Annotated in this window: 22 protein-coding genes and 1 pseudogene; 1 reads left to right on the forward strand and 22 read right to left on the reverse strand. The window is 47.6% G+C overall.

All coding sequences use genetic code 11. The features are described 5' to 3' along the window. Positions 1-114: 114 nt before the first annotated feature. The 21 genes and pseudogenes from FYJ34_RS01355 to FYJ34_RS01455 all read right to left on the reverse strand — a co-directional run bounded on the left by FYJ34_RS01355 (position 115) and on the right by FYJ34_RS01455 (position 21,051). The gene (locus tag FYJ34_RS01355) at positions 115-921 is read right to left on the reverse strand and encodes a metal ABC transporter permease (protein ID WP_154475565.1); all 807 of its coding nucleotides are present in this window, start codon (positions 919-921) and stop codon (positions 115-117) included. Continuing rightward, the gene (locus FYJ34_RS01360; protein ID WP_154475567.1) at positions 918-1,574 is read right to left on the reverse strand and encodes a metal ABC transporter ATP-binding protein; all 657 of its coding nucleotides are present in this window, start codon (positions 1,572-1,574) and stop codon (positions 918-920) included. The genes FYJ34_RS01355 and FYJ34_RS01360 overlap by 4 nt, the downstream gene beginning before the upstream one ends. Before the next feature lie 54 nt (positions 1,575-1,628). After that, positions 1,629-2,618 carry a metal ABC transporter substrate-binding protein gene (locus tag FYJ34_RS01365; RefSeq protein ID WP_154475569.1) on the reverse strand — a complete coding sequence of 330 codons (990 nt, stop codon included), beginning with the start codon at positions 2,616-2,618 and terminating at the stop codon, positions 1,629-1,631. Positions 2,619-2,634: 16 nt separating this feature from the next. After that, entirely contained in the window at positions 2,635-3,036 is a 402-nt protein-coding gene (locus FYJ34_RS01370) for a Fur family transcriptional regulator (RefSeq protein WP_154475571.1), read from the reverse strand. 219 nt (positions 3,037-3,255) lie between these two features. Further along, on the reverse strand, positions 3,256-4,419 hold the full coding sequence (locus tag FYJ34_RS01375; RefSeq protein WP_173017041.1) for an N-acetylmuramoyl-L-alanine amidase family protein: 1,164 nt from the start codon (positions 4,417-4,419) through the stop codon (positions 3,256-3,258). A 24-nt stretch (positions 4,420-4,443) separates the two neighbouring features. Then, positions 4,444-5,952, reverse strand: coding sequence for an N-acetylmuramoyl-L-alanine amidase family protein (locus FYJ34_RS01380; RefSeq protein WP_154475575.1), 1,509 nt, complete (start codon positions 5,950-5,952; stop codon positions 4,444-4,446). 292 nt (positions 5,953-6,244) lie between these two features. Beyond that, positions 6,245-6,964 carry a hypothetical protein gene (locus FYJ34_RS01385; protein ID WP_154475577.1) on the reverse strand — a complete coding sequence of 240 codons (720 nt, stop codon included), beginning with the start codon at positions 6,962-6,964 and terminating at the stop codon, positions 6,245-6,247. 50 nt (positions 6,965-7,014) lie between these two features. Beyond that, positions 7,015-9,102 carry a polyribonucleotide nucleotidyltransferase gene (locus tag FYJ34_RS01390; RefSeq protein ID WP_154475579.1) on the reverse strand — a complete coding sequence of 696 codons (2,088 nt, stop codon included), beginning with the start codon at positions 9,100-9,102 and terminating at the stop codon, positions 7,015-7,017. A gap of 199 nt (positions 9,103-9,301) precedes the next feature. Beyond that, a pseudogene (locus tag FYJ34_RS01395) lies at positions 9,302-9,703 on the reverse strand (sugar transporter); the annotation flags it as partial. Positions 9,704-10,000: 297 nt separating this feature from the next. Beyond that, positions 10,001-10,267, reverse strand: coding sequence for a 30S ribosomal protein S15 (gene rpsO, locus FYJ34_RS01400; RefSeq protein ID WP_154475583.1), 267 nt, complete (start codon positions 10,265-10,267; stop codon positions 10,001-10,003). A gap of 196 nt (positions 10,268-10,463) precedes the next feature. Further along, the gene (gene mscL / locus FYJ34_RS01405; RefSeq protein ID WP_154475585.1) at positions 10,464-10,892 is read right to left on the reverse strand and encodes a large conductance mechanosensitive channel protein MscL; all 429 of its coding nucleotides are present in this window, start codon (positions 10,890-10,892) and stop codon (positions 10,464-10,466) included. A 2-nt stretch (positions 10,893-10,894) separates the two neighbouring features. After that, complete coding sequence (locus FYJ34_RS01410; RefSeq protein WP_154475587.1) at positions 10,895-12,541, reverse strand: Na/Pi cotransporter family protein; 1,647 nt, start codon at positions 12,539-12,541, stop codon at positions 10,895-10,897. A gap of 4 nt (positions 12,542-12,545) precedes the next feature. Continuing rightward, positions 12,546-13,484, reverse strand: coding sequence for a bifunctional riboflavin kinase/FAD synthetase (locus tag FYJ34_RS01415; protein ID WP_154475589.1), 939 nt, complete (start codon positions 13,482-13,484; stop codon positions 12,546-12,548). A 19-nt stretch (positions 13,485-13,503) separates the two neighbouring features. Further along, a complete protein-coding gene (truB, locus tag FYJ34_RS01420) occupies positions 13,504-14,421 on the reverse strand; it encodes a tRNA pseudouridine(55) synthase TruB (protein ID WP_154475591.1) in 918 nt (305 codons plus the stop codon). A gap of 1 nt (position 14,422) precedes the next feature. Beyond that, positions 14,423-15,394 (reverse strand): DHH family phosphoesterase, encoded by a 972-nt coding sequence (locus FYJ34_RS01425; protein ID WP_154475593.1) that lies wholly within the window; start codon positions 15,392-15,394, stop codon positions 14,423-14,425. Then, positions 15,384-15,782 (reverse strand): 30S ribosome-binding factor RbfA, encoded by a 399-nt coding sequence (gene rbfA / locus FYJ34_RS01430; RefSeq protein WP_154475595.1) that lies wholly within the window; start codon positions 15,780-15,782, stop codon positions 15,384-15,386. The genes FYJ34_RS01425 and rbfA overlap by 11 nt, the downstream gene beginning before the upstream one ends. A gap of 25 nt (positions 15,783-15,807) precedes the next feature. Then, positions 15,808-18,786, reverse strand: a complete 2,979-nt coding sequence (gene infB, locus FYJ34_RS01435) for a translation initiation factor IF-2 (RefSeq protein WP_154475597.1) — start codon at positions 18,784-18,786, stop codon at positions 15,808-15,810. A gap of 13 nt (positions 18,787-18,799) precedes the next feature. Further along, complete coding sequence (locus FYJ34_RS01440; RefSeq protein WP_154475599.1) at positions 18,800-19,123, reverse strand: L7Ae/L30e/S12e/Gadd45 family ribosomal protein; 324 nt, start codon at positions 19,121-19,123, stop codon at positions 18,800-18,802. Further along, entirely contained in the window at positions 19,110-19,388 is a 279-nt protein-coding gene (gene rnpM / locus FYJ34_RS01445; protein WP_276960087.1) for an RNase P modulator RnpM, read from the reverse strand. Before rnpM ends, FYJ34_RS01440 begins: the two co-directional genes overlap by 14 nt. A gap of 11 nt (positions 19,389-19,399) precedes the next feature. After that, positions 19,400-20,575, reverse strand: coding sequence for a transcription termination factor NusA (nusA, locus tag FYJ34_RS01450; protein WP_154475601.1), 1,176 nt, complete (start codon positions 20,573-20,575; stop codon positions 19,400-19,402). A gap of 11 nt (positions 20,576-20,586) precedes the next feature. Beyond that, positions 20,587-21,051 carry a ribosome maturation factor RimP gene (locus FYJ34_RS01455; protein ID WP_276960085.1) on the reverse strand — a complete coding sequence of 155 codons (465 nt, stop codon included), beginning with the start codon at positions 21,049-21,051 and terminating at the stop codon, positions 20,587-20,589. A 495-nt stretch (positions 21,052-21,546) separates the two neighbouring features. On the opposite strand from FYJ34_RS01455, the gene FYJ34_RS01460 reads away from it, so the two are divergent. After that, positions 21,547-22,938 carry an alanine/glycine:cation symporter family protein gene (locus tag FYJ34_RS01460; protein ID WP_154475603.1) on the forward strand — a complete coding sequence of 464 codons (1,392 nt, stop codon included), beginning with the start codon at positions 21,547-21,549 and terminating at the stop codon, positions 22,936-22,938. Between the two features lie 114 nt (positions 22,939-23,052). Here the strand turns inward: FYJ34_RS01460 and FYJ34_RS01465 are convergent, their stop codons facing one another. After that, positions 23,053-23,565: a hypothetical protein gene (locus FYJ34_RS01465; RefSeq protein ID WP_154475605.1), complete on the reverse strand. Its 513-nt coding sequence runs from the start codon at positions 23,563-23,565 to the stop codon at positions 23,053-23,055. Positions 23,566-23,620: the final 55 nt, after the last annotated feature.

Raw genomic sequence — 23,620 nt, forward strand, 5'->3', positions numbered from 1 at the left:
TCTCACGCTGTTCCTTTTCTTTTCGTTCTCTCAACGCCTCATTATACGCTGTTTTGCCAGGTCTTACAAGAAATATTTCAAAAAGGAAGCCAACAGGAAGATTCTTTCAGACGGTTATCTTCTCTGCCTCCACAGCACTCTTCCCACCAATACGATCAAAAACCACAACACTTCCAGTAAAACGATGGTTCCTCCTGGTTTCAATCCAAAATGGTAAGAAAGCAGGAGTCCTCCTACCGTCGTAGAAACTGCAATGATGACTGCAAACACCAGCACGCCCCTGTAACTTTTCCCCATCTGCATTCCGCCGGCTATCGGAACCACCAGCATAGAAGAAACGATCAAGGCTCCTACCGTTCTGGATGCAACGGAGACGGTCAGCGCCGTCAACACCGTAAAGATAAAGTTGATGCGATCTACCGGAACCCCGGAGATCCTTGCTGCATTTTCATCAAAGGCAATATAAAACAGCTCCCGATACAAAAAAATAACGGTCAGAAGTACCAGAAGACTGATCCCGCAGACCAGAAACAATTCCTCCCGGCTGATGGCCACAATGCTGCCGAACAGGAAGCTGTTAAAATTGGCGCTGTTTTTTACAAATCCTGACAGAACGCCCGCCAGGCCTATCCCCGCCGACATAACAATAGCAATGGCCATCTCCGAATAGCGGGGAAGCTTTCTGCGGATCCCTTCTATTCCCAGCGCAGCCGCCACACAGATGGCGGCTGCCCCCAGCACTGGGTTACTCCCCAGAAGCAATCCGATGGCCACGCCGGAAAGAGAGGCGTGGGACAAGGCGTCTCCGATCATAGACATCCGCTTCAACACGATCGTCATCCCGATACAGGGGGTGATCACAGCCAGAAGGATCCCCACCAGAAAAGCCCTCTGCATAAATCCATACTGTAAGATGGTCATACCTCTGTTATCCTCCCCTGCTTCATCCTTAAAATTTTTGTCGCGCCCTTACATTCTGCAGGGTCGTCATGGGTCACCAGCAAAATGGTCAAGCCTTCTTTGTTCCATTCTTCCAGTAACCGGTACAGCGTTTCCACCGACACGGCATCTACTCCGGCGGTAGGCTCATCCAGGATCAGAAGTTTGGGGTCTCCCGCCATGGCGCGTGCCAGCATGACCCGCTGCTGCTGGCCTCCGGAAAGCTCTCCGATCTTTTTGTGGAAAGTTTCCGCCATTCCCAGTCGTTCCAGCATATCCAGACAGATCTGCCGTTCTCTTCCCACCTGAAATCGTGATACTTTTCGATAAAGCCCTGTTCGCATAACCTCCTGCACGGTGGCCGGAAAGCTGGCGTTCTGACTAATGCTGTTTTGTGGCACATAACCGACTTTTCCCTCTTTCAAAGCCTGCAGGATTTCTTTCTGCAACAGACGGATCTGTCCTTTCTGCGGTTTCCTTTCCCCCAGGATCAGCTTCAGCAGGGTGCTTTTCCCGCTTCCGTTTTCTCCTGTCAACACCACATAGTCCCCCTGTTCCATCAACAGGTCTGCCTCTTTTAGAACGGGGATCTCCCTGTAGCAAAAAGTCACCCTGTCCAATCGGATCATCTCCATAGTCTGTAATCCTTCCTTTTCCTTCGTTTCTGCACAATCCGTCTGTTTTTTGTACTACTGCAGGGCCTTCTTCAGTTCCTCCAGATTTGTTTTCATGATGGAAAAATAGTCTTCTCCTGCATCCATCTGCTCCTGCGTCAGCCCTTCCACCGGGTTGAGTACCGCCGTCTTTGCTCCCAATTCCTCCGCTATGGTTTTTGCCACTTTGGGACTTACCAGTTCCTCGAAGAAAATAGTCGTGACATGGTTTTCTTTTGCAAAGGTTACGATTTCATGCATCCGCTCCAGATCCGGTTCCGAATCGGGAGACAATCCCTCGATCCCCACCTGATTCAGGCCATATGCCTGACACAGATAGCCAAATGCTTCGTGCGCCGTCACCAGATCACGCCGGGAAACGTTTGTCAGGGCTTCCTTGTAGGTCTGGTCCAGTTGTTCCAGCTTCTCCTTGTATTTGCTGCAATTTTCTTCATAACTGCTCTTGTTGGCGCTGTCTGCCCGGATCAGTCCTTCCTTGATCTGTTCCATTTCCATTCCGGCGTACAAAGGGTTCAGCCACACATGTGGATCGTAGTGTTCCTCTTCCTCTTCTCTTGTTTCAGATTCGGTCGAATCCTCCTCTTTTCCAGAATGTTCTCCCTCTTCTTCGTGATGATGCGCCTCCCCCTTCAGGAGCTCCACTCCCTTGGAAGCCTCCACCACTACCAGTTTTTTGTTTTCCAGGCTTTCCAGCACGTCCTCTGCCCATTCTTCCATGCCTGCCCCGTTATAAACAAACACATCTGCCTCTTCCAGTTCCTTCAGATCCGACGTAGTGGGCTCCCAGTCATGGGGCTCTGTCCCTGCCGGTACCAGATTCACCACCTCTGCCTTATCTCCCGCCACTTTCGTAGCAAAATCATACATCGGATAGAAGCTGGTCACTACTTTGATCTTTTTCTCCTTTCCGGATGTGTCTTTGCTTTCCCCTTTTGCCTTCCCGCAGCCACACAAGATGACAGATGCTGCAAGCACAAGAATCCCCAACGCTTTTCCTCTTTTCATACGTCCTTCCTTTCTCTTATCTGCAGTTTTCACAGTAACCATATAAAACAGCATATTGCCGGCTGAGCAGAAACTGATGCGCCTTCTGAATGTGCTCTGAAAATTGGTCAATACAGCCACATTCCAGAGGGATCATCCGCCCACAGGCAATACAGACCAGCTTCCCCACCGATCCTTCCTGACCGGCAAGATACCGGTACTGCGCCGGACGTCCGTCCATGGACGGAACTTTCAGCACGCTGCCCTCTTCTGATAATCTTTCCAAAAGGCGATAGACGGTAGTATGTCCTACCTGTGTTCCTTCCTTTTTCAACTGCTCTGCCAACTGATCTACACTGTAAAACTGCATTCCCTGCTTTTCCAGCAGCGTTTTAATCTGTTCCTGCTGTTTGGTTCTGTATCTTCTTTTTTCTCTCATGATATTTCTCCGCTAGTTTAAAATTAAAATTGAAATCCGTTTTCATTTTATACGCTTTTCTCCAACCTGTCAAGACTTCCGCCAGAACAAAAGAACGTGGAAAAACCGGGGACACCTCCGCCATTCCATGACTTCTGAGGTACCCCCGGCTATTGCAGGATCACTACGTTGCAGGCCGTATGTTTCTGTTATTCTATCGCTTTACTGCAGTCCATGCCTCTATTTCAGACCTTCTTCATATTCCGCGCACAATTTTCCCGTTTCCAGGCTGTAGATCCGGACATAATGTTTGCCGCCGTAGCCTTGTTCTTCGTTTTCTTCTGTTTTTTCGTACAGCACGCCGTACACCGGTACATCAAACGTATGATAGCTCCAGTCAAATGCAATATATGCCTCTCCTACCTTTTCAAATCCCTCTTCTTTATGTTTCTGATCCAGCTGCAGCAACAGCTTTTCTCCCTGATCAAACTTTATTTTCTTCAAAAGCTCCAGGGTGATCTTATTTTCCCGCTCTGTGACTCTTCCCGTTTCCTCCATCACAGCCGTATCTTCTGTGGCGATTTTTTTGTAATATTTCCTGTAGTAGCTCTTCCCGGCCACAGTATCTGTTTTTCGGTAAGTAATGTCCTGCTCCTCCTTGCTGCGGTGCCCGTCCGGATATACATAATGTCCGGTGGGAGTAATGGTATCCGCCAGCATTTTTCCGCTTTTTTTATCCAGATAGTAGGAAAACTGGCCAGATGTGATCCAACCGGTCTGCATCACACCGGAAGAAGCCAGATAGTACCAGCCTCCCTGCCATTGCAGCCATCCGGTCTGCATGGCTCCGTTTCCATCCAGGTAATACCAGTTGCCGTCCTCCAAAATCCATCCCATCTGCATGGCACCGGAAGAAGCCAGATAATACCAGTGATCTTTCCACTGCAGCCACTTCGTTCTCATGGCGCCGTTTCCATCCAGATAATACCAGGAAGCTCCTTCTTTGAGCCATCCGGTCCGCATGGTGCCTCCTCTGTCCAGATAGTACCAGAACATTCCCTCTTTGAGCCATCCGGTTTTCATGGCGCCGCTTCCGTCCAGGTAATACCAACTGCCTCCGCTTTGGATCCAGCCTGTCTGCATCCAGCCGTGTACATCAAAGAAATACCAGTTGCCGCGGATCGCTTTCCAGGTATTTACAGGGTAGCTTCCATCTGCATACCGATACCACCATCTTCCGTCGGATTCCTGAACCCAGCCTGTTATCGGCACAGCTTTCTGTTCTACGCCGTCTGTCGCCACAGCTTTTTCGGAGCCGGTCGGATTCCACAGGACAAACATACCCAGCATCCCCGCCAGTCCTACACATGCCGCGAGGAATAAATGCTTCAGCTTTTTTTTCATATACATCCTCCCTTCATTTTTCCTTTAAAAGATATCTTCTGCCAGATCAATTTCTTCATTCACAATTGTATTCGTCATTAAGTCAATACAATCGTAAGTAAGCATTCCTTCTATTTCTCGACCTCCAACTAAAACTACTGTAGATTTTCCACCTACCATAGTGACAACTTCAAATGTACTTGTATATTTAGATAATTCTCCTGTTTCTGAAAGTTTTTTCTTGTTTTCTTCAATATGATTTAAATCAATACTTAAGAATGTACTCTCATCTAAAACATTCCTCCGAACAAGATATTGCATATAATTATGGTCATATACTATTTTGTCTGTAGTTTCCCTCCCATTATAAAACCTTTTATAAGTACTAATCCCATCTTCATTTGAAGTTTCTACAAATCCTTCTGGTACATCTAAAGCCTCTGTGTCCTTAATTGTATAAGTATCATTCACTCTTATACTTATATCTCCTGCAAGTGCCAAATTATTTCCGTGCAGAGGAGCATATTTTTCATAAATCCTTTGTGTTCGTGAAATGGCCTCGTCAAACCTCATTCCTTGCATCAGAGATTCTAACAATTTTTTTGTAACAGCTCTATCTAGAAACACATCAGATGCCACTCTGTACCCATAAGCAGCCTTCGCTCCTGATGCAACCGCCGCTGTAACCAAGCTTTTTCCACTCCTAGAGTCTATTACTCCTCCATAGCATGCAAAAAAGAGAGCTACTTTAGTATTATTCATCTCCATATTACTGAGTTCTTGCGGAGAAATCCCTGAGCCATTCCCTAATGCAAGTCCATATCCATACTTATAACCATGCCCACTATAATAGAATATTCCTCTATTCAAATTGGGTGTATTTACTTTTCCATTTCTGCCTACAAAACTATTTTTTGTGAAATTATCATATTTTTCTATTACATATTTACTTTGTAAAATTGACTTTGCTAAATTTCCATCTTGCAGCGTATTAATATCACCGTATTGTTTTGTGTATATAGCCGCCACTATGCTGGCATCATAACTCAATTGTCCATTAGCTTCAAAATGATAGTCTATACCTCCTAATCTACGATATCCTGTTACCATAGACCCATTTGATGCTAAGAAATACCACTTTTCATTTTCCTTTAGCCATCCTATCTGCATTAAACCATTCGCATTCAAGTAGTACCAGTTATTTTCCCAGTATAACCAGCCCGTTTTCATTGATCCACTGGGCTCTAGATAATACCATCCTCCGGCCCACTGTATCCAACCGGTTTTCATCCAGCCATCCCCATCAAAAAAATACCACTTTCCGTCAATAAGTTCCCAGTTGTTTACGGTGTAGCTTCCATCTGCATGCCTATACCACCATCTTCCGTCTGCCCCCTGGATCCAGCCAACTTGCACAGTGTTTGCATTTGCTTTGATGTCTAGTAATGTATTTTCAGAAATTGGAACCGTCAACTCTTCTGCAACAACAGTGATTCCAACTAGCCCTAGAATAACACTACTCGCAATTAAAACGCCTGCCAAATATTTTTTCATTCTTTATCCCTCCTAACCTCACCCAGTTTACACTAAATATTTGTGAATAATGTATCATATTTGATCATTCCAGTCAATAATTTTAGTTATATTTTGCTTTTTTTGTAATATTTTTAACACACTTCTATATATTCTGTGTATTGTAAGTAGGATTTATCGGTTATACCTGTCACTTTTTACCAGACACATTAGAGTGGATCAGGAGCTTTCATCTATTGGTTACGCACGCCCAATGTATGGTAAAAACGGATCCCATCTTTCGATGGAACCCGTTTTCCAAATCATATTTGAGTTATTCCGGAATCTGACTTAAGATTGCATTGTAGGCATTCAGGCTTTCTTCCGTGTTGAACAGGATCTGCCCATTCTCCATAACCCAGGAGGACTGATTATTTTTCAGATACTCCAAAGCCTGCCCGATTGCATCCATCGTCTGATTATAATATGCCACGTCACTTTCTATCACCGACTGCACATCGGAGGATGTAACATTTTCCACATATTCATCAAACAACTTTTTCAGATCTCCCTTGAGCTGGGCAGACTGATACTGTCTGATCCCTTCCTCTGAAGCCAGATACAGCCAGGATTCTCTCAGATTTTTCTCCGTTTCCCGAAATTCCGCCAGCTTCTGCGTCGTCGTCTCAAAATTCGGAGCATCTGACGCCAGCGCCTCCGGTGTCAGATATTGTTCGATCTCATTTTTTTCCAGATATTGTGTCATCTCATTTTGCTTTGCAAATAGATCCTTGCAATGATCCTTGACCGCTCTTTCCAGCACGGCATAGTCTCCCTTGGAAACTGTCCGATCCAAAATCTGGGAACTTTCTGCATCCGTAAAAGCCTGGTTGGATATTACTCCTTCCATTTTGTTCAGTTCCTCTGTCAGCGCATGGAGCGCCTGTCTGTGGCGAACCTGCTGAAAAACTTTATAGCCCACTACGGAAGCGACCGCAAACACTGCCAGCAAAGCAACAACAAGCCCGATGATTAGTCCCTTTTTCTGTTTCATTCCTCTTCTCTCTTTCCCGTTTTTAGGTATTCCCTGCCAGGATCCCCGTTTTATTCCACTACATCCTTGATGCTAAAGGACATCCTTCCCATCTTGTCTTTTCCAAGGCATACCACCTTTACTTCTTCTCCCAGCGTCAGCACCTCTTCTACCGTATTGATCCTGGTCTTGGAGATCTTGGAAATGTGAACCATGCCTTCCTTGCCCGGCGCAAATTCTATGAAAGCTCCAAACTCTTTGATGCTGATGACTTTTCCTTCCAATACCTGTCCGGCCTCAAAGTCTGTCACAATCACGGCGATCAGTCTTCTGGCTTCTGCCATGCTGTCTGCATCCGTGCCGCAGATAGATACGGATCCATCGTCTGTAATATCGATCTTTACGCCGGTCTGTTCGATAATGGCATTGATGGTCTTTCCTCTCTGTCCCACCACATCTCCGATCTTCTGTGGGTCGATCTGCATCTGTATGATCTTCGGCGCATACGGTCCCACTTCCGGACGCGGCTGATCGATCGCCGGATTCATGATCTCATCCAGAATATAGGTTCTTGCCTTTTTGGTCGCTGCGATCGCTTCCTCAATGATCGGTCTCGTAAGCCCATGAATCTTAATATCCATCTGGATGGCCGTGATTCCCTTATGGGTTCCCGCCACCTTAAAGTCCATATCTCCAAAAAAATCTTCCAGTCCCTGGATATCCGTCAGTACCAGGTAATCCTCATCGGTCTCTCCCGTCACCAGTCCTGCCGAAATCCCTGCCACAGCCGATCGGATCGGTACTCCTGCCGCCATCAGTGACATAGAAGAAGCACAGATGCTTGCCTGGGAGGTAGAACCGTTGGATTCAAAGGTCTCGGAAACAGTACGGATCGCATAGGGGAAGGTCGCTTCATCCGGCAGTACCGGGATCAGCGCCTTTTCTGCCAAAGCTCCATGTCCGATCTCCCGTCTTCCCGGCCCTCTGGACGGTCTTGTCTCGCCGACTGAGTAGGAGGGGAAATTATAATGGTGCATGTATCTTTTACTGGTCTCAGATTCATCCAGGCCATCCAGCCTCTGGGCTTCTGCGAGGGGCGCCAGAGTGGTAATGGTGCAGATCTGCGTCTGTCCACGGGTAAACATAGCCGATCCATGAACGCGCGGAATCAGATCGATCTCTGCGGCCAGCGGCCGGATCTCATCGATGGCTCTTCCATCCGGTCTTTTGTGATCCTTCAGAATCATCTTACGAACGGTCTTTTTCTGGTATTGGTAAACGGCTTCTCCCAGCACGGCAAGTTTTTCTTCGTCCTCTGCAAAAGCCTCCTCCAGTCTCCTGGTGATCTCCCGGATATTTTCTTCTCTTGTCTGCTTCTCATCTGTAAAGACCGCTTCTTCCATCTCGGAAGGCGGAACGATCGCCTGGATCGCTTCAAATACTTCTGCCGGAACGGCGCAGCTCTCATAGGAGTGCTTTTCCTTTCCGCATTCTGCCACAATGGTGTCGATAAAAGCGATCACCTTCTGATTCAGCTGATGCGCTGCAAAAATAGCTTCGATCATCTTGTCTTCCGGCACTTCATTGGCTCCCGCCTCGATCATGATCACCTTGTCCCTGGTAGAAGCTACCGTCAGAGTCAGGTCGGAAGCTTCTTTTTCCGCCGCCGTCGGATTGAATGCAAACTCCCCGTTCACCAGTCCCACCTGCGTAGTAGAGATCGGTCCGTCGAAGGGAATGTCTGAAATGCTGGCTGCAATGGCAGATCCCAGCATTGCCGTAAGCTCCGGCGAACAGTCCTGCTCTACGGAAAGAACCAGGTTTTCTAAAGTTACGTCGTTTCTATAGTCCTTGGGAAAGAGCGGGCGCATAGGTCTGTCGATCACCCGGCAGGTCAAAACTGCATTTTCGGAAGCTTTTCCTTCCCGTTTGTTAAATCCTCCCGGAACCTTTCCTACTGCATAAAGCCTTTCGTTATACTCTACACTCAGAGGGAAAAAATCGATCCCTTCTCTTGGTTTTTCTGATGCGGTAGCGGTAGAAAGTACCGTCGTATCTCCATAGTGCATCAGTACCGCGCCATTTGCCTGCTTGGCGACACGATCTACATCTACGCAAAGTGTCCTGCCCGCAAGTTCCATTTCAAATTTCTTATACATAGTCTTCTCCTTTTACTTCACAACTTCCATTATTATAGCACAGGAACAGGGGATCCGCTACTGATATTTTTCAAAAGCAATCAGGTCCTTTCTCCCGTGGAATACATAAGACAGGGCAGGAGCAAAGCGATCTGTGATCGCCCTGTTCCTGCCCTGTCTTGTGTGTCAGAAAAGGCCCCCGATAAACCCTCTGAACTTATATGGGAAGTTCCAGATAAATATCCTTTCCTTCTTTTATGGAAATCACAACTTTCCCGCTGCGGACAGTCGTATAGACTCCCTCTGCCGTACCGCTGATGGAAGGCGCTTCTTTCTCCTCCGTCTGATTCGCCGGCTCATCAGAAGCAGCTTCCTTGATCCCTTCTACATTTTCTGCTGTCAAAGGGCTTAAAGAGTCGCTGGTTTTTGTAAGCTTTGCTCCCAGCACCTGTCCGATGGTCAGACAGCCGTCCAGGTTTAAGAGTCCGGAATCTACCAGTTCATCAAAAATAGCCGGATCTTCCAGATTGGCAGCCTCAATGGTGATGCCTGCCTCCGCCCTGCAACATAACACGGCCGGATCGTTGGCATGCGCTTTCGCTGTTTCCGCTGTAATAGACATAATGCTCTACCTCCTACCTTTTCAATCTTAACGCTTTTCTCAGTATAACAGTCCGTATTCGGAAATTCCAATCGCTTTTTTTGAAGAAAAAAGAGATATATAGAGTATTTCTATAACATACAGATGATCCGCCGCCCTCTAGCATCCTTCTTTTCGGTGTTTTCTGCGACAATCCGAAGCTTCTTTCGATTCTCTCCCTTCCAAATATAAAAACTGCCGTCTGACAGATCGGATAACTTCTCGATCCATCAGGCGGCAGTCTCTCTTTGTACAGTCAGTCCACTGATCCTGTAAAGACTATTTTCTAAGTCCCAGTCTTTCGATCAATGTACGATATCTTGTAATGTCAGACTTTTTCAGGTAAGCCAGAAGACCTCTTCTTTGTCCTACCATCTTAAGAAGACCTCTTCTTGAGTGGTGATCCTTCGGATTGTTCTTGAAGTGCTCTGTCAGGTCATTAATCCTTGCTGTCAGGATCGCGATCTGAACCTCCGGTGAACCGGTATCGCCTTCGCCTCTCCCAAAGTCTGCCATAATCTGCTGTTTCTGTTCTTTTGTGATCATTTGTACTTCCTCCTTGTTTTCTGTTAAAAATCACACCGGATATTAAGCGGCGGTTGGAGATTCCTGCCACCGAACATCGGTTTTACCCGGTAAGTCTATCACATTCCTCTTGGGATGTAAAGACTTTTCTCTGTAACCACCGGCTGCTTCATCTGACTGCGAGGCCGGTGGTAAAACCGGAGCTCTCTTTTGTCCTCTAGGACAAAGAAGAGGTACAGTGAGGACATTTTACAGCCTCCACTGCAATCTCACTGGCACAGTAAGGACACTTCTTTGTAGCCGGAGCTGCTTCTTCTGCCGGCTCGTCTTTTTTCATACCGTTTTGCAGTTTGTTCAGTCCCTTTACCATACAGAAAATAATCAGTGCCGTGATCAGGAAATTAATGATGGCCGTGATGAAGTTTCCATACATCAGCACCGGCGCATTCTTTCCGCTTCCCAAAACCAGCTTCAGGTTGCTGAAATCCACTCCGCCGAAAATTCCCAGGATCGGTGCAATGATATCTGCATTCAATGAAGTTACGATCGCCGTAAACGCTCCGCCGATGATGACACCGACTGCCAGATCCATGACGTTCCCTTTCGTGATGAATTCCTTAAACTCTCCGATAAATCCTTTTTTCATTCTTAATCCTCCTCTTCATTCAAACCCTCATCCGGTTTGAAAATTGCAAATGCTACATTGGTTGCATGGTCCGCTACACGTTCCAGCCCTGATACTGTATCAGAAAACAGCATTCCTGAAAAGGGGGTACACTTATTTTTTGTCAGCTGTTTCACATGAAAACGCTGTAGCTTCTTTTCTTTCTCATCTATTTCATCTTCCAGCTGCAGGATCTCCCTCATATGTTCGTCATTTCTGTTTCGGAACATATCCAAAGAATACGTCAGGATCGTGACTACTTTTTCCATCATTTCCTGTAAATGTTTTTTGGCCTTGTCGCTGAATTCCACCTGGTCTTTCAGCCGGATGCCGGCGGAATCCGCAAAATTTTCTGCGTGATCCCCGATCCGTTCAATATCATTTACAATATGGAACAGTCCTCCTAAAAGCTTCTTGTCTGCTGCCGGAAGTTCTATTTCGTTGACTTTCATCAGATAATCTGTGATCTTATGGTTCAAAAAATCAATATATTCTTCTCGCTGGTACACCTGTCGGATCTTTTTTTCCTCCGGTTCGCAAAGAGCCTCCATGGACGTCTTCAGATTCTCAATGGCGATCTGCCCCATGTGCTCGATCTCACGGATCCCGTCCAGCATGGCGGTCGTGGGAATCAAAAGCGTCCCTGTCCCGATATACTGCAGTTGAAATTCTTCGTCTCTGGCCTTGTCCGTTCCCGGAATCACCTTATAGGTAGCTTTGACCACCCAGCCCATGAAGGGGAACAACAGAACCACTTCAAAGATCTTGATGCTGGTATGCAGGTTTGCCACTGCCCTTGCCACATCCTGTCCGGAAAAATCCAGAATCCTTTCGGTAATAGGCTGCAATCCCACCATCAACACACCAAAAGCAATAGCGGAGCCGATGATGTTAAACAGAAAGTGGATCATGGCAGCTCGCTTTGCCACTTTTTTCCCACCCAGACTTGCCAGAAGTGCAGATACGCAGGAGCCCATATTACATCCCAGGATCAGGAAGGGGCAGATGGTAAATTCCAGCAGTCCCTGCGACGCCATGAGGATCACGATCCCCACCGTAGCGGAAGAACTCTGAAGGATCGCCGTGATCACAAATCCTACCAGGATGGCCATCATGGGGTTGGTCATGGACTGCAAAAGCTCCAGAATGCGGGGAGATTCTTTGATACTTTCCATGGAACTGCTCATGATGCTCAGACCCATAAACAGCACGCCAAACCCAAGGATCACTTCCCCGATCCGGTGAATGCTCATTTTTTTACAGAACATGACCATGATCACTCCGGTGATCACAAATAAAGGCGCAATATCCGACAGCTTAAAGGCAATCAGCTGTCCCGTTACCGTCGTACCGATATTGGCTCCCAGGATTACGCCGGATGCCTGAAACAGATCCATCAGACCTGAATTTACAAAACTGACTACCATAACGGTCGTCGCACTGGAAGACTGGACAATGGCAGTAAATGCGATCCCTACCATCATCCCCATAAACCGGTTCCGGGTGAAAAATTCCAGGATATTCCTCATTTTTTCACCGGCCGCCTTCTCCAGACCCTCGCTCATCAGCTTCATTCCGTAGAGAAACAGTCCAAGTCCTCCCAGCAATCCAAAAAACGTTACAATATTCATGAGATTACTCCTTTTCCTCCCTCTCTTCTTCAAAAAAGCGGACCGCTTCTTCCACATCCGAAAGGATTTGTTCTTTTAAAGCTTCTATATTTGCAAATTTCTTCTCTTCTCTATGAAAGGAAAACAGTTCTGTCGTTACACATTTTCCATATACATCTCCCTGGAATCCCAGTAAATGGCTTTCCAGCAGCAGGCGGTCTCCCGCTTCCACCGTAGGCTTGGTTCCGAGGTTGGAAATGCTCTGGTACCAGACTCCGTCGATTTTGGTTCTTCCAAAATAGACGCCCTTTCGAGGAAGAATTTTTTCTTTCTGCCACTCCAGGTTCAATGTAGGAAATCCTATGCTTCTTCCCAGTCTGTTTCCGGAAATGACGGTGCCTGTCATCCCATAACCGTATCCCAGCATCTCCCTTGCCAGATCTGCCCGACCCTCCCGGATACACTCTTTGATATAGGTACTGCTGATCTCTCTGTCTCCAAACCGCTCTTTCGCAATGGCATGAAGCTCATAGCCACACTCTTTTTCAAAGGCCTTCAGCATTGCGATATCGCCCTTTTTACCACATCCGAACCGGAAATCCTCTCCTACCACCACATATCTTGCGTGAAAAAGATCCCGGATATACCTTCGGATGAATTCCTCCGGCAAAATGCTGCTGAACTCCTGCGTAAAGGGACATTCCAGCAGATAATCCGCCTTTCCTTTCAGAAAGCTTCTTCTTTCCCCCGGTGTCATGATCGTCGGCTTCTCCATCTGCCGGCTTTTCCAAAAAGGAGCCATGTCAAATGCACAGATGATGCTGTCGATGTCCGTCACTCTTCCTAAAAACTGTACTTCGCCCACCAGCTTCTGATGTCCCTTGTGAATGCCGTCAAACTTTCCAAACGTGATGGCCGTCCTGCGGCTGCCCTGATAGGAAGATAGTCCTGTTAAATACTTCATTCTGACACTCCTGTTTCTTTTAAACCGATCCCGGATCCTGTGTATCAAAAAACAGTTTGATCGGTTTATACCATTTTTCTTTCTTTTCGTAGATCCCCATAAAAACGCCGGAAGCCTCGTAGAGTCTGATGACAGGCTCCTCTTTGCTTCCTTCCTTTGGCGTCACGCATCCGATCGGTATGGGATTCCCGTTTCTTAAGGCCTTTTCCATTCCTTTTTGCGCTGTTTTTTCGGGATATTTTAAAAACAACCGGTCCACCGGGATCAGACAGCTATCCAGCCGTCCTTCCTTTGCAAGCGCTTCCACCTTCTCCAGCGTCAGGCTTTCCTCCAGAGAAAATTCGCCCACTCGGGTACGCTTCAGGCTCTCCATACATCCGCCGGTCTGTAGCTTCGACCCGATATCATGACACAGTGTCCGGATATACGTTCCTTTGGAGCAGGAAACCTCCATCCATACCCGGGGAAGTTCCATCTTCAGGATCCGAAGACCGTAGATCGTAACCTGCCTTTTCTTCCTCTCTACTTCCTTGCCTTCTCTCGCCAGCTCGTACAGTTTTTTTCCATTTACCTTAATGGCAGAGTACATGGGAGGCATCTGCCAGATGCTGCCCTCAAAGCTTTTTATGACCGTCTTAACCTGCTGTACCGTCACGCCGGAAGTGTCGCAGACCCTTTGCACCTGTCCGCTGATATCCTGGGTGTCTGTTTCTTTTCCCAAAAGCAGCACGGTCTCATATACCTTGTCCCGGTCTGTCAGCATGTCGCACACCTTTGTCCCTTTTCCCAGACAGACCGGAAGGACACCTGTCGCATCCGGATCCAGGGTGCCGGTGTGCCCGATCTTTTTTTGATGCAGGATTCCCCTAAGCTTTGCTACCACATCATGAGAAGTAAATCCCGCCTCTTTCTGTATGTTGATTATCCCATGTATCATCTTATTTCGCCTTCTCCCCTATCTGTCTGCAGACCTCTTTCTCCAGCTTCCGCAAAATTTCCTCAAGATTCCGGGAGGATTCCAGCCCTGCCGCTCTTTGATGTCCGCCCCCGCCAAACGCAGAGGCTACCAGGTTGACATCCACCGTATCTCCGGAACGGAGGCTGACCTTATACCCGCCTTCCCGAAATTCGTAATAAAATACGGCAACTTCCACGCCCTCTGTCAGGCGAAGCTGGCTGACGATCCCGTTAAGATCCGACGGCCTGACGTCAAACGCTGCCATTTCCTCTTTGGACAGTCCTGCCACGATCATCCGTCCATTCAGGAGCAGGCGGCTTTCTACCAGCATTTTCCCAAGGATCCGGTTTTGCTTGTCCGTCTTTTCATAATAGGTCTTTTGAATGATATTAGCGGCATCCACCCCCTTTTCCAGCAAAACCGCTGCCATCCGATGGGTGGAGGGAGCCGTGCAGGGATATTGAAACACGCCTGTATCATGGATGATTCCCAGATACAGAGCCTCTGCAGCCCTCTTGGAAATCTTTTCCGGATCAAGGAGCCGGTATACCAATTCTGCTGTGGAGCTTGCCTCCTGATCCACATAGGCCTCCTCCGTAAAGACCCCCTGACTGATATGGTGGTCGATACAGCACCTCCGTTTTGCTTCTTCAAACAAGGGCGCCGAAAACTCCAGTCGCTTCTTATCTGCACAGTCCAGACAGAAAAACAGATCATACGGTTTTCGGGAGGAGGGAAGCTGATGGCGGATCTCTTCGATCCCTTCCAGAAATTCAAAGGATTTGGGAAGCTCTCCCAGATAGATATCCACCGTTTCCGCCAGCCGGTTATCCCGCAGATAATGATACAGCGCCATGCCGGACCCGGCACAGTCGCCGTCCGGACGGATGTGGCCACTGATGGCGATCCGCCTGGCGTCTCCCAGAATCTCCTCTATCGTTCTATTCTTCATCTGCTTCTTCCTCGATCTCTCGTCTTGCCAGTCGTTCTTTTTCTGTGATCTCGTCAATTTTTCTGGACATATTGACCCCATATTCAATAGACTGGTCCAGCACAAATGTAAGTTCCGGCGTATTTCTCAGATTCAACTGGGCTGCCAGCTCCTTGCGAATATACCCTTCTGCGCTTTTCAGACCTTTCATGGTTTCTGTCTGTGCTTCCTGATCTCCTAAAACACTGATATAGATCTTGCAGGTTTTCAGATCCGGAGCCACTTCCGCCGCCACCACGGAGGTCCAGGGAGCCACCCGGGGATCCTTGATCCCTCCCCGAATGATAGATCCTACAGCCCTTTGCACCTCTGTATTTACACGAGTATTTTTAATGCTTCTCTTTCTCATAATCCGCCTCTTTCCAGGTAGAAGTCTATCTCGGGACTTCTACCATCTTGTATGCTTCTACTCTGTCTTCTTCTTGCACGTCATTAAAGTTTTCGAATACCAGTCCGCACTCATAGCCGGTACGCACTTCTTTTACGTCGTCCTTAAACCGCTTCAAAGAGGCCAGCTTTCCTTCAAAGATCACGGTGTTGTCCCGGGTGATCCTTACAGAGCAGTCCCGCTCAAACGTTCCGTCCAGAACATAGGAACCTGCAATCGTTCCCACTCCGGAGGCTTTGAAGATTTGGCGAACCTCTGCATGTCCCAGTACCTTTTCTTCAAAGACAGGATCCAGCATGCCCTTCATGGCTGCCTCCACGTCCTCAATTGCCTTGTAGATTACCCGGTACATCCGAAGATCCACGCCTTCTCTGTCTGCCGTTTCTTTTGCCGCCGCATCCGTTCTTACGTTAAATCCGATGATGATGGCATTAGAAGCAGACGCCAGACTTACATCTGACTCGTTGATGGCTCCCACGCCGCCGTGAATCACCTTGACTACCACCTCGTCATTAGACAGCTTCAGAAGACTCTGCTTCATTGCTTCCACGGATCCCTGTACGTCTGCTTTTATCACAATACCCAGCTCTTTTAGATTGCCTTCCTTGATCTGGGTAAACAGATCGTCCAGAGACAGCTTCGCTTTAGTATCCTCCAGAAGCTTTACCTTGCTCTGTGAAATAAAGGTTTCTGCAAAGCTTCTTGCCTCCTTGTCATTTTCACAGTTCACAAAGACTTCTCCTGCATTGGGAACATCGTTCAGTCCCAGGATCTCTACCGGCATAGACGGTCCCGCTTCCTTTACCCGTCTTCCTTTATCATCCATCATGGCCCGGACTTTTCCGTAAGCGGCTCCCGCTGCGATAGGATCTCCTACCCGCAGGGTTCCTTTTTGTACCAGGATCGTTGCAACAGAGCCTCTTCCCTTATCCAGCTCTGCCTCCAGAACCAGACCTCTTGCCTTACGATTTGGGTTGGCCTTTAATTCCAGCACCTCTGCCGTCAACAGCAACATTTCCATCAGGTCATCCAGTCCTTCTCTGGTCTTGGCGGAAACCGGAACAAAAATAGTGCTTCCTCCCCAGTCTTCAGGGATCAATTCATACTCTGCCAGTTCCTGCTTTACACGATCGATATTGGCACTTGGTTTATCTATCTTGTTAACTGCGACTACGATCTCCACTCCCGCTGCTTTTGCATGGTTGATGGCCTCCACCGTCTGGGGCATCACGCCGTCGTCTGCCGCTACTACCAGGATCGCGATATCCGTGGAGCTGGCTCCTCTCATACGCATTGCCGTAAAGGCTTCATGCCCCGGAGTATCCAGGAAGGTGATCTTCTCCCCATTGACGTCCACTACATAAGCTCCGATATGCTGGGTGATCCCACCTGCCTCTTTATCGATCACATTTGTATCCCGGATCGCATCCAAAAGAGAAGTTTTTCCGTGGTCTACATGCCCCATAACGCATACCACCGGCGGCCGCTTTGTCATAGTGTCTTCCGATTCATCCTCTTCCCGCAGAAGTTCTTCGATCACGTCTACCACTTCCTCTTTTTCACACAGAACATCAAACTCCAATGCGATCTCCTCTGCGGTTTCGTAGTTGATCTCCTGGTTGACCGTTACGATCTGGCCCTTCAGAAACAGTTTTTTCACAATAACAGAAGGTACGATCTTCATCTTGTCCGCCAGCTCCTTGATGGTAAGCACTTCCGGCAGAATGATCGACTTGATCTGTTCTTCTGCTTTTTGCACCTTGGACTGAGGCTTCTGGATCAAAGGCTTGGTTTCCGGGGTCTTTTTCCCCTTCTTCTGTCTGTTGTCCTCGTCTTTTCTATAATCCTTCTTCTTAAAGTCTTCTTTTCCCTTCCCTTTTGCTCTTTGAGGCTTCTGTCCTTCTACAACAGAAGAAAGGGGATCTGATACTTTCTTGTCGCCTCTTCTGTCCGTCGGCTTTCTCTGATTCCAGTCCTTCTTCTCTCCTCCCTGGCCGTACCGACTGCCCTGAGGTCTGTCTCCTCCCTGGAACCTTCCTCCCTGGGATCTGTCTCCCTGGGGTCTGTCACTTCTCTGGAATCTGTCACCTTGCGGACGATCCCCTCTTGGGAAGCGATCATTGTGCGGACGGTCTCCCTGGGGTCTGTCATTTCTCTGGAAACGGTCGTTCTGCGAACGGTCTCCCTGAGATCTGTCGTTTCTTGGGAATCGATCCCCCTGTGGCCTGTCGCTTCTTGGGAACCTGTCACTTTGCGGTCTGTCGCTTCTTGAGAAACGGTCGCCCTGCGGACGGTCTCCTCTTGGACGATCTCCCCCGTTTCTTTCCGGTTTGGAGAATTGCTCTTTTTGAGGCCTGTCGTTTTTCAGTATGTTTCCTTCTCCCGATATATGCTTTTCCGTCTGTTCTTTTTTTACAGGTTTCGTTTCTTCTCTCATTCCTTTTGCCACAGCAGCTTCCTTTTCTGTCGTTTGATTGATCTTGATCTCTTCTGCCGGCTTTTCTGCCTCTTCTTTCACATCTTCCGGCTTTCTCATTCCCTGCCTGGGAGCGGGTTCCTCTTTTACTGCCTCTTTTTGCAGTCTTCCATTGTTGACCTGCATCGGTTTTCCCGGATGAGGAATTTTCCCCTGTGCTGCCCCTCTTTTCTGTCTGCCTCCCCCACTCTTACTGTTCTGAGGACGGAATACGTGGACAATGCTCTTCTTTTTAGGTGCTTCCGACACTTTTTTTGCCTCTGCCGTATCCTCCGGCTTTTCTGTTTCCGGCTGCTCTGTTTTTACTTTCTCCGCTTTCACGGAAGACTCTCCGCTTTGAAAATGATTTCTTGCCATATTCGCTTCCGTTTCTTCAATGCTGCTCATATGGCTTTTTGCTTCTATATGTTTGTCGCCCAAAAACTTCACCAGTTCCTTGCTGGGAATATCCAGTTCTTTGGCCAGTTCATATATCTTGATTTTTGACATCTACACTACCTCCTTATGCAATTGTACCGTCATCTGTTTCCATCGCTTTTCGGATCCCGTTGGCAAACCCTTCATCCAGGACCGCCAGGGAAGCCCGAAACTCTTTTCCCATTGCATTTCCCAAGGTATCTTTATCTTTATAAAAATAGATTGGTACTCCGTAAAATTCACACATGTTTCGGAATTTTTTCTTTGTGTTTTCCGAAGCGTTTCCCGCAACCACCACCAAAGACGCACGTCCGTCTTTGACGGCCTTCTCTGTGGAAAATTCTCCGCTGACTGTCCTTCCTGCCTTAGTCGCCAGGCCGATCAGGGACAGCGCTTTATCTGCTTTCAATCCGGCTCATCTCCTTTTTCAGTGACTCGTATACGTCCTGCGGGATCCCTTGCTTAAAAGACCGCTCCAGGCCTTTGTTTTTGATTGCCAGCTCCAGGCACTTCTGATCCGGGCATACATATGCACCCCGTCCGTTCTTTTTGCCTGTCTGATCCAAAAGAAACTCTCCTTCTCCGGTACGGATTACCCGGATCATTTCTTTTTTGCTCTTCATTTCCTGACATCCGACGCACTTTCTCAAGGGTAATTTCTTTGTTCCTGTCACAGTATCACTCCCTACTCCTTGCCATCTTCTTCAGTTTCTTCGCAGATTGCTTCCGTGTCTTCTTCGTAATCCTGCTCATATCCGTCTTCGTACATCTCTTCCTCGTAAACACCCTCCATCAGTTCCAGGTAGTTTTCCGGAAGTTCTCCCGACTCAATCGCCTGCGTCTCGTTTTTGATGTCGATCTTATATCCGGTCAGTCTTGCCGCCAGCCTTGCGTTTTGTCCTTCTTTTCCGATCGCCAGTGACAGCTGGTAATCCGGGACGATAACGCTTGCCGTCTTCTCATCCGGATCCGCCATAACCGAGATCACCTTTGCGGGGCTTAAGGCATTCTCGATCAGGATGGCCGGATTATCACTCCAGTTGATGATATCGATCTTTTCTCCTCTTAGCTCATCCACGATCGCATTGACTCTTGCTCCGTTCATTCCCACGCAGGCTCCCACCGGATCCACATCCGGATCATTGGACCAGACTGCGATCTTCGTCCTGCTTCCTGCTTCTCTGGCAATACTCTTAATCTCTACAATGCCGTCCCTTACTTCGGTAACCTCTGCTTCAAACAGGCGCTTCACCAGTTCGGGATGTGTACGGGATACCAGGATCCTCGGTCCTTTCGTCGTGTTCTTCACCTCTACGACATACAGCTTGATCCGCTCTGTCGGCTGGAAGATCTCTCCCTTGACCTGTTCGTTTTCTGTCAGCATTGCATCTGCTTTTCCTAGGTTGATGCTGATATTTCTTCCTACATATCTTTGTACGATTCCTGTAACAATATCTCTTTCTTTTTCAAAGTACTGATCATACACTACCTTGCGCTCTTCTTCCCTGATTTTCTGCAGGATCAGATTCTTTGCGTTCTGGGTGGCGATCCTCCCGAAGGATTTGGATTCAATGGGGACCTGCACTACATCGCCCAGCTCATACCCGCTGTCAATGGCTCTTGCATCCTCCAGGCTGATCTGCTCTACCTTGTCCTCTACCGTTTCCACGACCGTCTTTTCCGCAAGGAGCTGGTAATCACAGGTCTCTCTGTCCATGACCAGTTTAATGTTGTCAGCCTTTCCGAAATGGTTCTTGCATGCATTCAAAAGAGAGTTTTCAATGGCATCCAGCAGGGTTTCCTTGCTGATATCTTTTTCCTTCTCCAGTACATTCAATGCTTCCAATAATTCCGTATTCATCTTTTCCCTCCTTAAAAATCAAACGCCAATCGTATCAGCGCAATTTCTTTCTTCGCAAATGTTTTTTCTTTTTCTTCCTCCATGATTGTAACCTCCGCTTCGGTATAAGACCGGAGGATTCCCCGGAATTCCTTTTTTCCGTCTATCATGGAATAGGTGCGGATCTCTATTTCTTTTCCCAGGCTCCGTTTGTAATCTTTTTCTTTTTTTAAAGGCCGCCCAAGTCCGGGAGAGCTGACTTCCAGAATATATGCGTCTTCCATATAATCGGCCGCATCCAGAAGATCCGAAAGTTTTCGGCTTACCAGCTCGCAGTCATCTATGTTGATTCCGCCCTCTTTATCAATGTAAGCCCGAAGATACCAGCTTCCGCCTTCCTTTACATACTCCACGTCTACCAGTTCAAACTTGTTTTCTTCCATCACAGGAAGAAGCAGTTCTTCTGTCTTTTGTTCATAGCGTTCTTTCTTAGACACTCGTCAACCTCCTTGTTTTCAGCTGTCCTCATTTTGTTTGAAAACCACGAGGGATCTTCCATAAATCGTATCCCCGTAAAATCCGGCAAGTACGGACGCTTTTCCGGCGTATCGCAATAAAGAAGAGTGAACTTTCGTCCACTCTTTTTTCCTGCCCTTATGTAACCTTTCACAGTATAACACCTCTTTTTTCAAAATGCAAGTCCTGTTTCCTCCGCCTCCTGCCTTTCTGGCGTACTTTTTGATATTCTCGGTACTGTTTTCTCCTGATCCTTCTTCCTGTTTTCTCTCCGGCTCCACTCACGAAAAGGAAGCGACTGTTTGTTACCGGCTATCGGAAGATACTATCATGCACTTTTGTATGTGTAATATTACTATATTATTTTGTGAATTCGACTATTTTTTATCAATTCTGTACAACCATTCTTTTTTGTGCTATGGTAGTAAAGGAAAAACGCTCTGAAAGAGAGTATGTCAAAAGAGGAGGAAAAAATCATGTTACAAACTATTGAGAGTGCAAACACCGCCATTAATAATTTTGTATGGGGTGTTCCGGCAATGATTTGTATCATCGGTGTAGGTCTGGTTCTCAGCTTCCGCACCCGCTTTATCCAGTTTCGCAAATTTGGATATGCACTTAAGAACTCTATCGGCCGTATTTTCAGTAAAGAAGAGGCAAAGGAAGGAAGTATCACACCCTTTCAGGCAGTATGTACCGCTCTTGCCGCCACGGTAGGTACCGGAAACATCGCCGGTGTGGCCGGAGCCATCGCCATCGGAGGACCGGGTGCCGTGTTCTGGATGTGGGTTTCCGCTCTTCTGGGGATGTGTACCAAGTATGCCGAAGTTATCCTTGCAGTCCGTTACCGCGAGAAAAACCGTGAAGGAGAATACATCGGAGGCCCCATGTACTACATCAAAAACGGATTGGATAAGAAATGGCACTGGATGGCAGGCCTTTATGCACTTCTGGGATCTCTGACCGTTTTGGGTACCGGAAACGCTACACAGGTAAATACCATCACGACTTCTATTAATTCTGCACTGACAAGTCTTGGTGTTATCCAGGAAAGCCAGGTCAAACTGGTCAGTCTTGTAATCGGTATCGTGATCGCCGTTTTGGTGGCGACCGTTCTTCTGGGCGGTGTAAAACGTATCGGAGGGGTAACAGAAAAACTGGTTCCTTTTATGGCTGTTCTGTTCATCCTGCTGGGACTGGGAGTTGTGATCCTTCACATCAAATCCATCCCTGCCGTATTCCAGTCTATTTTTGTGGGAGCTTTTAATCCCTCTGCATTTACCGGAGGCATTGTAGGAAGTTTCTTCATGACGATCCGCAAGGGTGTGTCCAGAGGAATCTTTTCCAACGAAGCAGGTATCGGTACCGGATCCATGGCTCATGCGTGCGCAGACACAGACGAACCGGTACGTCAGGGGATGTTCGGTATTTTTGAAGTATTTGCTGACACTATCGTAATCTGTACACTTACAGCGCTGACCATCCTCTGCAGCGGAGTGCCGATCCAGTACGGACAGGCAGCCGGGGCCGAGCTTACCATCTCCGGATTTACTTCCACCTACGGAAACTGGGTGACGATTTTCACTGCTGTTGCCATGTGCTGCTTTGCTTTCTCTACCATTCTCGGGTGGGGTCTGTACGGAGCAAGATGTGTAGAATTTATCTTCACGATCAAGGCCGTGAAGCCTTTCATGATCATTTATTCTCTGGTAGCCATTGTAGGCGCCACAATGGATTTGGGACTGATCTGGGGGATCGCAGATACCTGTAACGGTCTGATGGCCATCCCCAACCTGGTGGCATTGTTCCTTCTGTCAGGTACTGTGGTGCAAATGACCAGAAAATACTTTTCTTCAGGGAAATCCTAAATCGTGCAAAGATGATCTTATTCTGTCATACAAAAAGCAGGCTCCTTTCAGAGTCTGCTTTTTGCTGTCAAAACTATATGTCTGTCTTCTCCGGTAAGTCCTGCCGGGTTGAAATCAGATTTTTTTGATATATCCGCCTGCCTTGCTCAGGAACTCTTTCAGGCGCTCCCTTTCTTCCGGCCATATCTTTGCTACTCTGTCGATTGCAATAATAAAGACAACCACTACCGCATAATCCTTGGCCTGATCGATCACACCGATGCTTTCCAGTACGATCAGCAGCAGATAGATCCCAAACAGAATTGTACGTTTGGGCAGAGCGATCAGACACGCAATGCCAGTCTTGTAGCCCAGGTAGATCTGGTGATTCAGTCCCTTGGATTTTTCAATGCGCCTATCAAGAAACATTCCGATACGGCGATAAAACCAATCCGAGGTAAAAAAGATGGATTGCGCTGCAATGACGATCAATTCCACATTGCCGGCGTATTTTTTCTCCAGGCCCGCCAGCCTTGCTGCAATATAAGCCCATCCTCCATTATCAATACAAATATAAACAGAAACGTATATCACTGCCGCAGCAACCACAAGCAAAGGCAGTGCCTTTAAGATTCTAATAATTTTCATCCAGGTGACTCCAACTCTCTTATTTCCGGTCCATTATAAGCGGATACTCCCTTCT

It is taken from the genome of Suipraeoptans intestinalis (assembly GCF_009696485.1).
Classification (GTDB): Bacteria; Bacillota; Clostridia; order Lachnospirales; family Lachnospiraceae; genus Suipraeoptans; species Suipraeoptans intestinalis.

What these genes read in the sequence shown, in the direction of transcription:
- FYJ34_RS01355 (WP_154475565.1), bottom strand. Translation starts at nt 921, where the DNA reads ATGACCATCTTACAGTATGGATTTATGCAGAGGGCTTTTCTGGTGGGG.
- FYJ34_RS01360 (WP_154475567.1), bottom strand. Translation starts at nt 1,574, where the DNA reads ATGGAGATGATCCGATTGGACAGGGTGACTTTTTGCTACAGGGAGATC.
- FYJ34_RS01365 (WP_154475569.1), bottom strand. Translation starts at nt 2,618, where the DNA reads ATGAAAAGAGGAAAAGCGTTGGGGATTCTTGTGCTTGCAGCATCTGTC.
- FYJ34_RS01370 (WP_154475571.1), bottom strand. Translation starts at nt 3,036, where the DNA reads ATGAGAGAAAAAAGAAGATACAGAACCAAACAGCAGGAACAGATTAAA.
- FYJ34_RS01375 (WP_173017041.1), bottom strand. Translation starts at nt 4,419, where the DNA reads ATGAAAAAAAAGCTGAAGCATTTATTCCTCGCGGCATGTGTAGGACTG.
- FYJ34_RS01380 (WP_154475575.1), bottom strand. Translation starts at nt 5,952, where the DNA reads ATGAAAAAATATTTGGCAGGCGTTTTAATTGCGAGTAGTGTTATTCTA.
- FYJ34_RS01385 (WP_154475577.1), bottom strand. Translation starts at nt 6,964, where the DNA reads ATGAAACAGAAAAAGGGACTAATCATCGGGCTTGTTGTTGCTTTGCTG.
- FYJ34_RS01390 (WP_154475579.1), bottom strand. Translation starts at nt 9,102, where the DNA reads ATGTATAAGAAATTTGAAATGGAACTTGCGGGCAGGACACTTTGCGTA.
- rpsO (WP_154475583.1), bottom strand. Translation starts at nt 10,267, where the DNA reads ATGATCACAAAAGAACAGAAACAGCAGATTATGGCAGACTTTGGGAGA.
- mscL (WP_154475585.1), bottom strand. Translation starts at nt 10,892, where the DNA reads ATGAAAAAAGGATTTATCGGAGAGTTTAAGGAATTCATCACGAAAGGG.
- FYJ34_RS01410 (WP_154475587.1), bottom strand. Translation starts at nt 12,541, where the DNA reads ATGAATATTGTAACGTTTTTTGGATTGCTGGGAGGACTTGGACTGTTT.
- FYJ34_RS01415 (WP_154475589.1), bottom strand. Translation starts at nt 13,484, where the DNA reads ATGAAGTATTTAACAGGACTATCTTCCTATCAGGGCAGCCGCAGGACG.
- truB (WP_154475591.1), bottom strand. Translation starts at nt 14,421, where the DNA reads ATGATACATGGGATAATCAACATACAGAAAGAGGCGGGATTTACTTCT.
- FYJ34_RS01425 (WP_154475593.1), bottom strand. Translation starts at nt 15,394, where the DNA reads ATGAAGAATAGAACGATAGAGGAGATTCTGGGAGACGCCAGGCGGATC.
- rbfA (WP_154475595.1), bottom strand. Translation starts at nt 15,782, where the DNA reads ATGAGAAAGAGAAGCATTAAAAATACTCGTGTAAATACAGAGGTGCAA.
- infB (WP_154475597.1), bottom strand. Translation starts at nt 18,786, where the DNA reads ATGTCAAAAATCAAGATATATGAACTGGCCAAAGAACTGGATATTCCC.
- nusA (WP_154475601.1), bottom strand. Translation starts at nt 20,575, where the DNA reads ATGAATACGGAATTATTGGAAGCATTGAATGTACTGGAGAAGGAAAAA.
- FYJ34_RS01460 (WP_154475603.1), top strand. Translation starts at nt 21,547, where the DNA reads ATGTTACAAACTATTGAGAGTGCAAACACCGCCATTAATAATTTTGTA.
- FYJ34_RS01465 (WP_154475605.1), bottom strand. Translation starts at nt 23,565, where the DNA reads ATGAAAATTATTAGAATCTTAAAGGCACTGCCTTTGCTTGTGGTTGCT.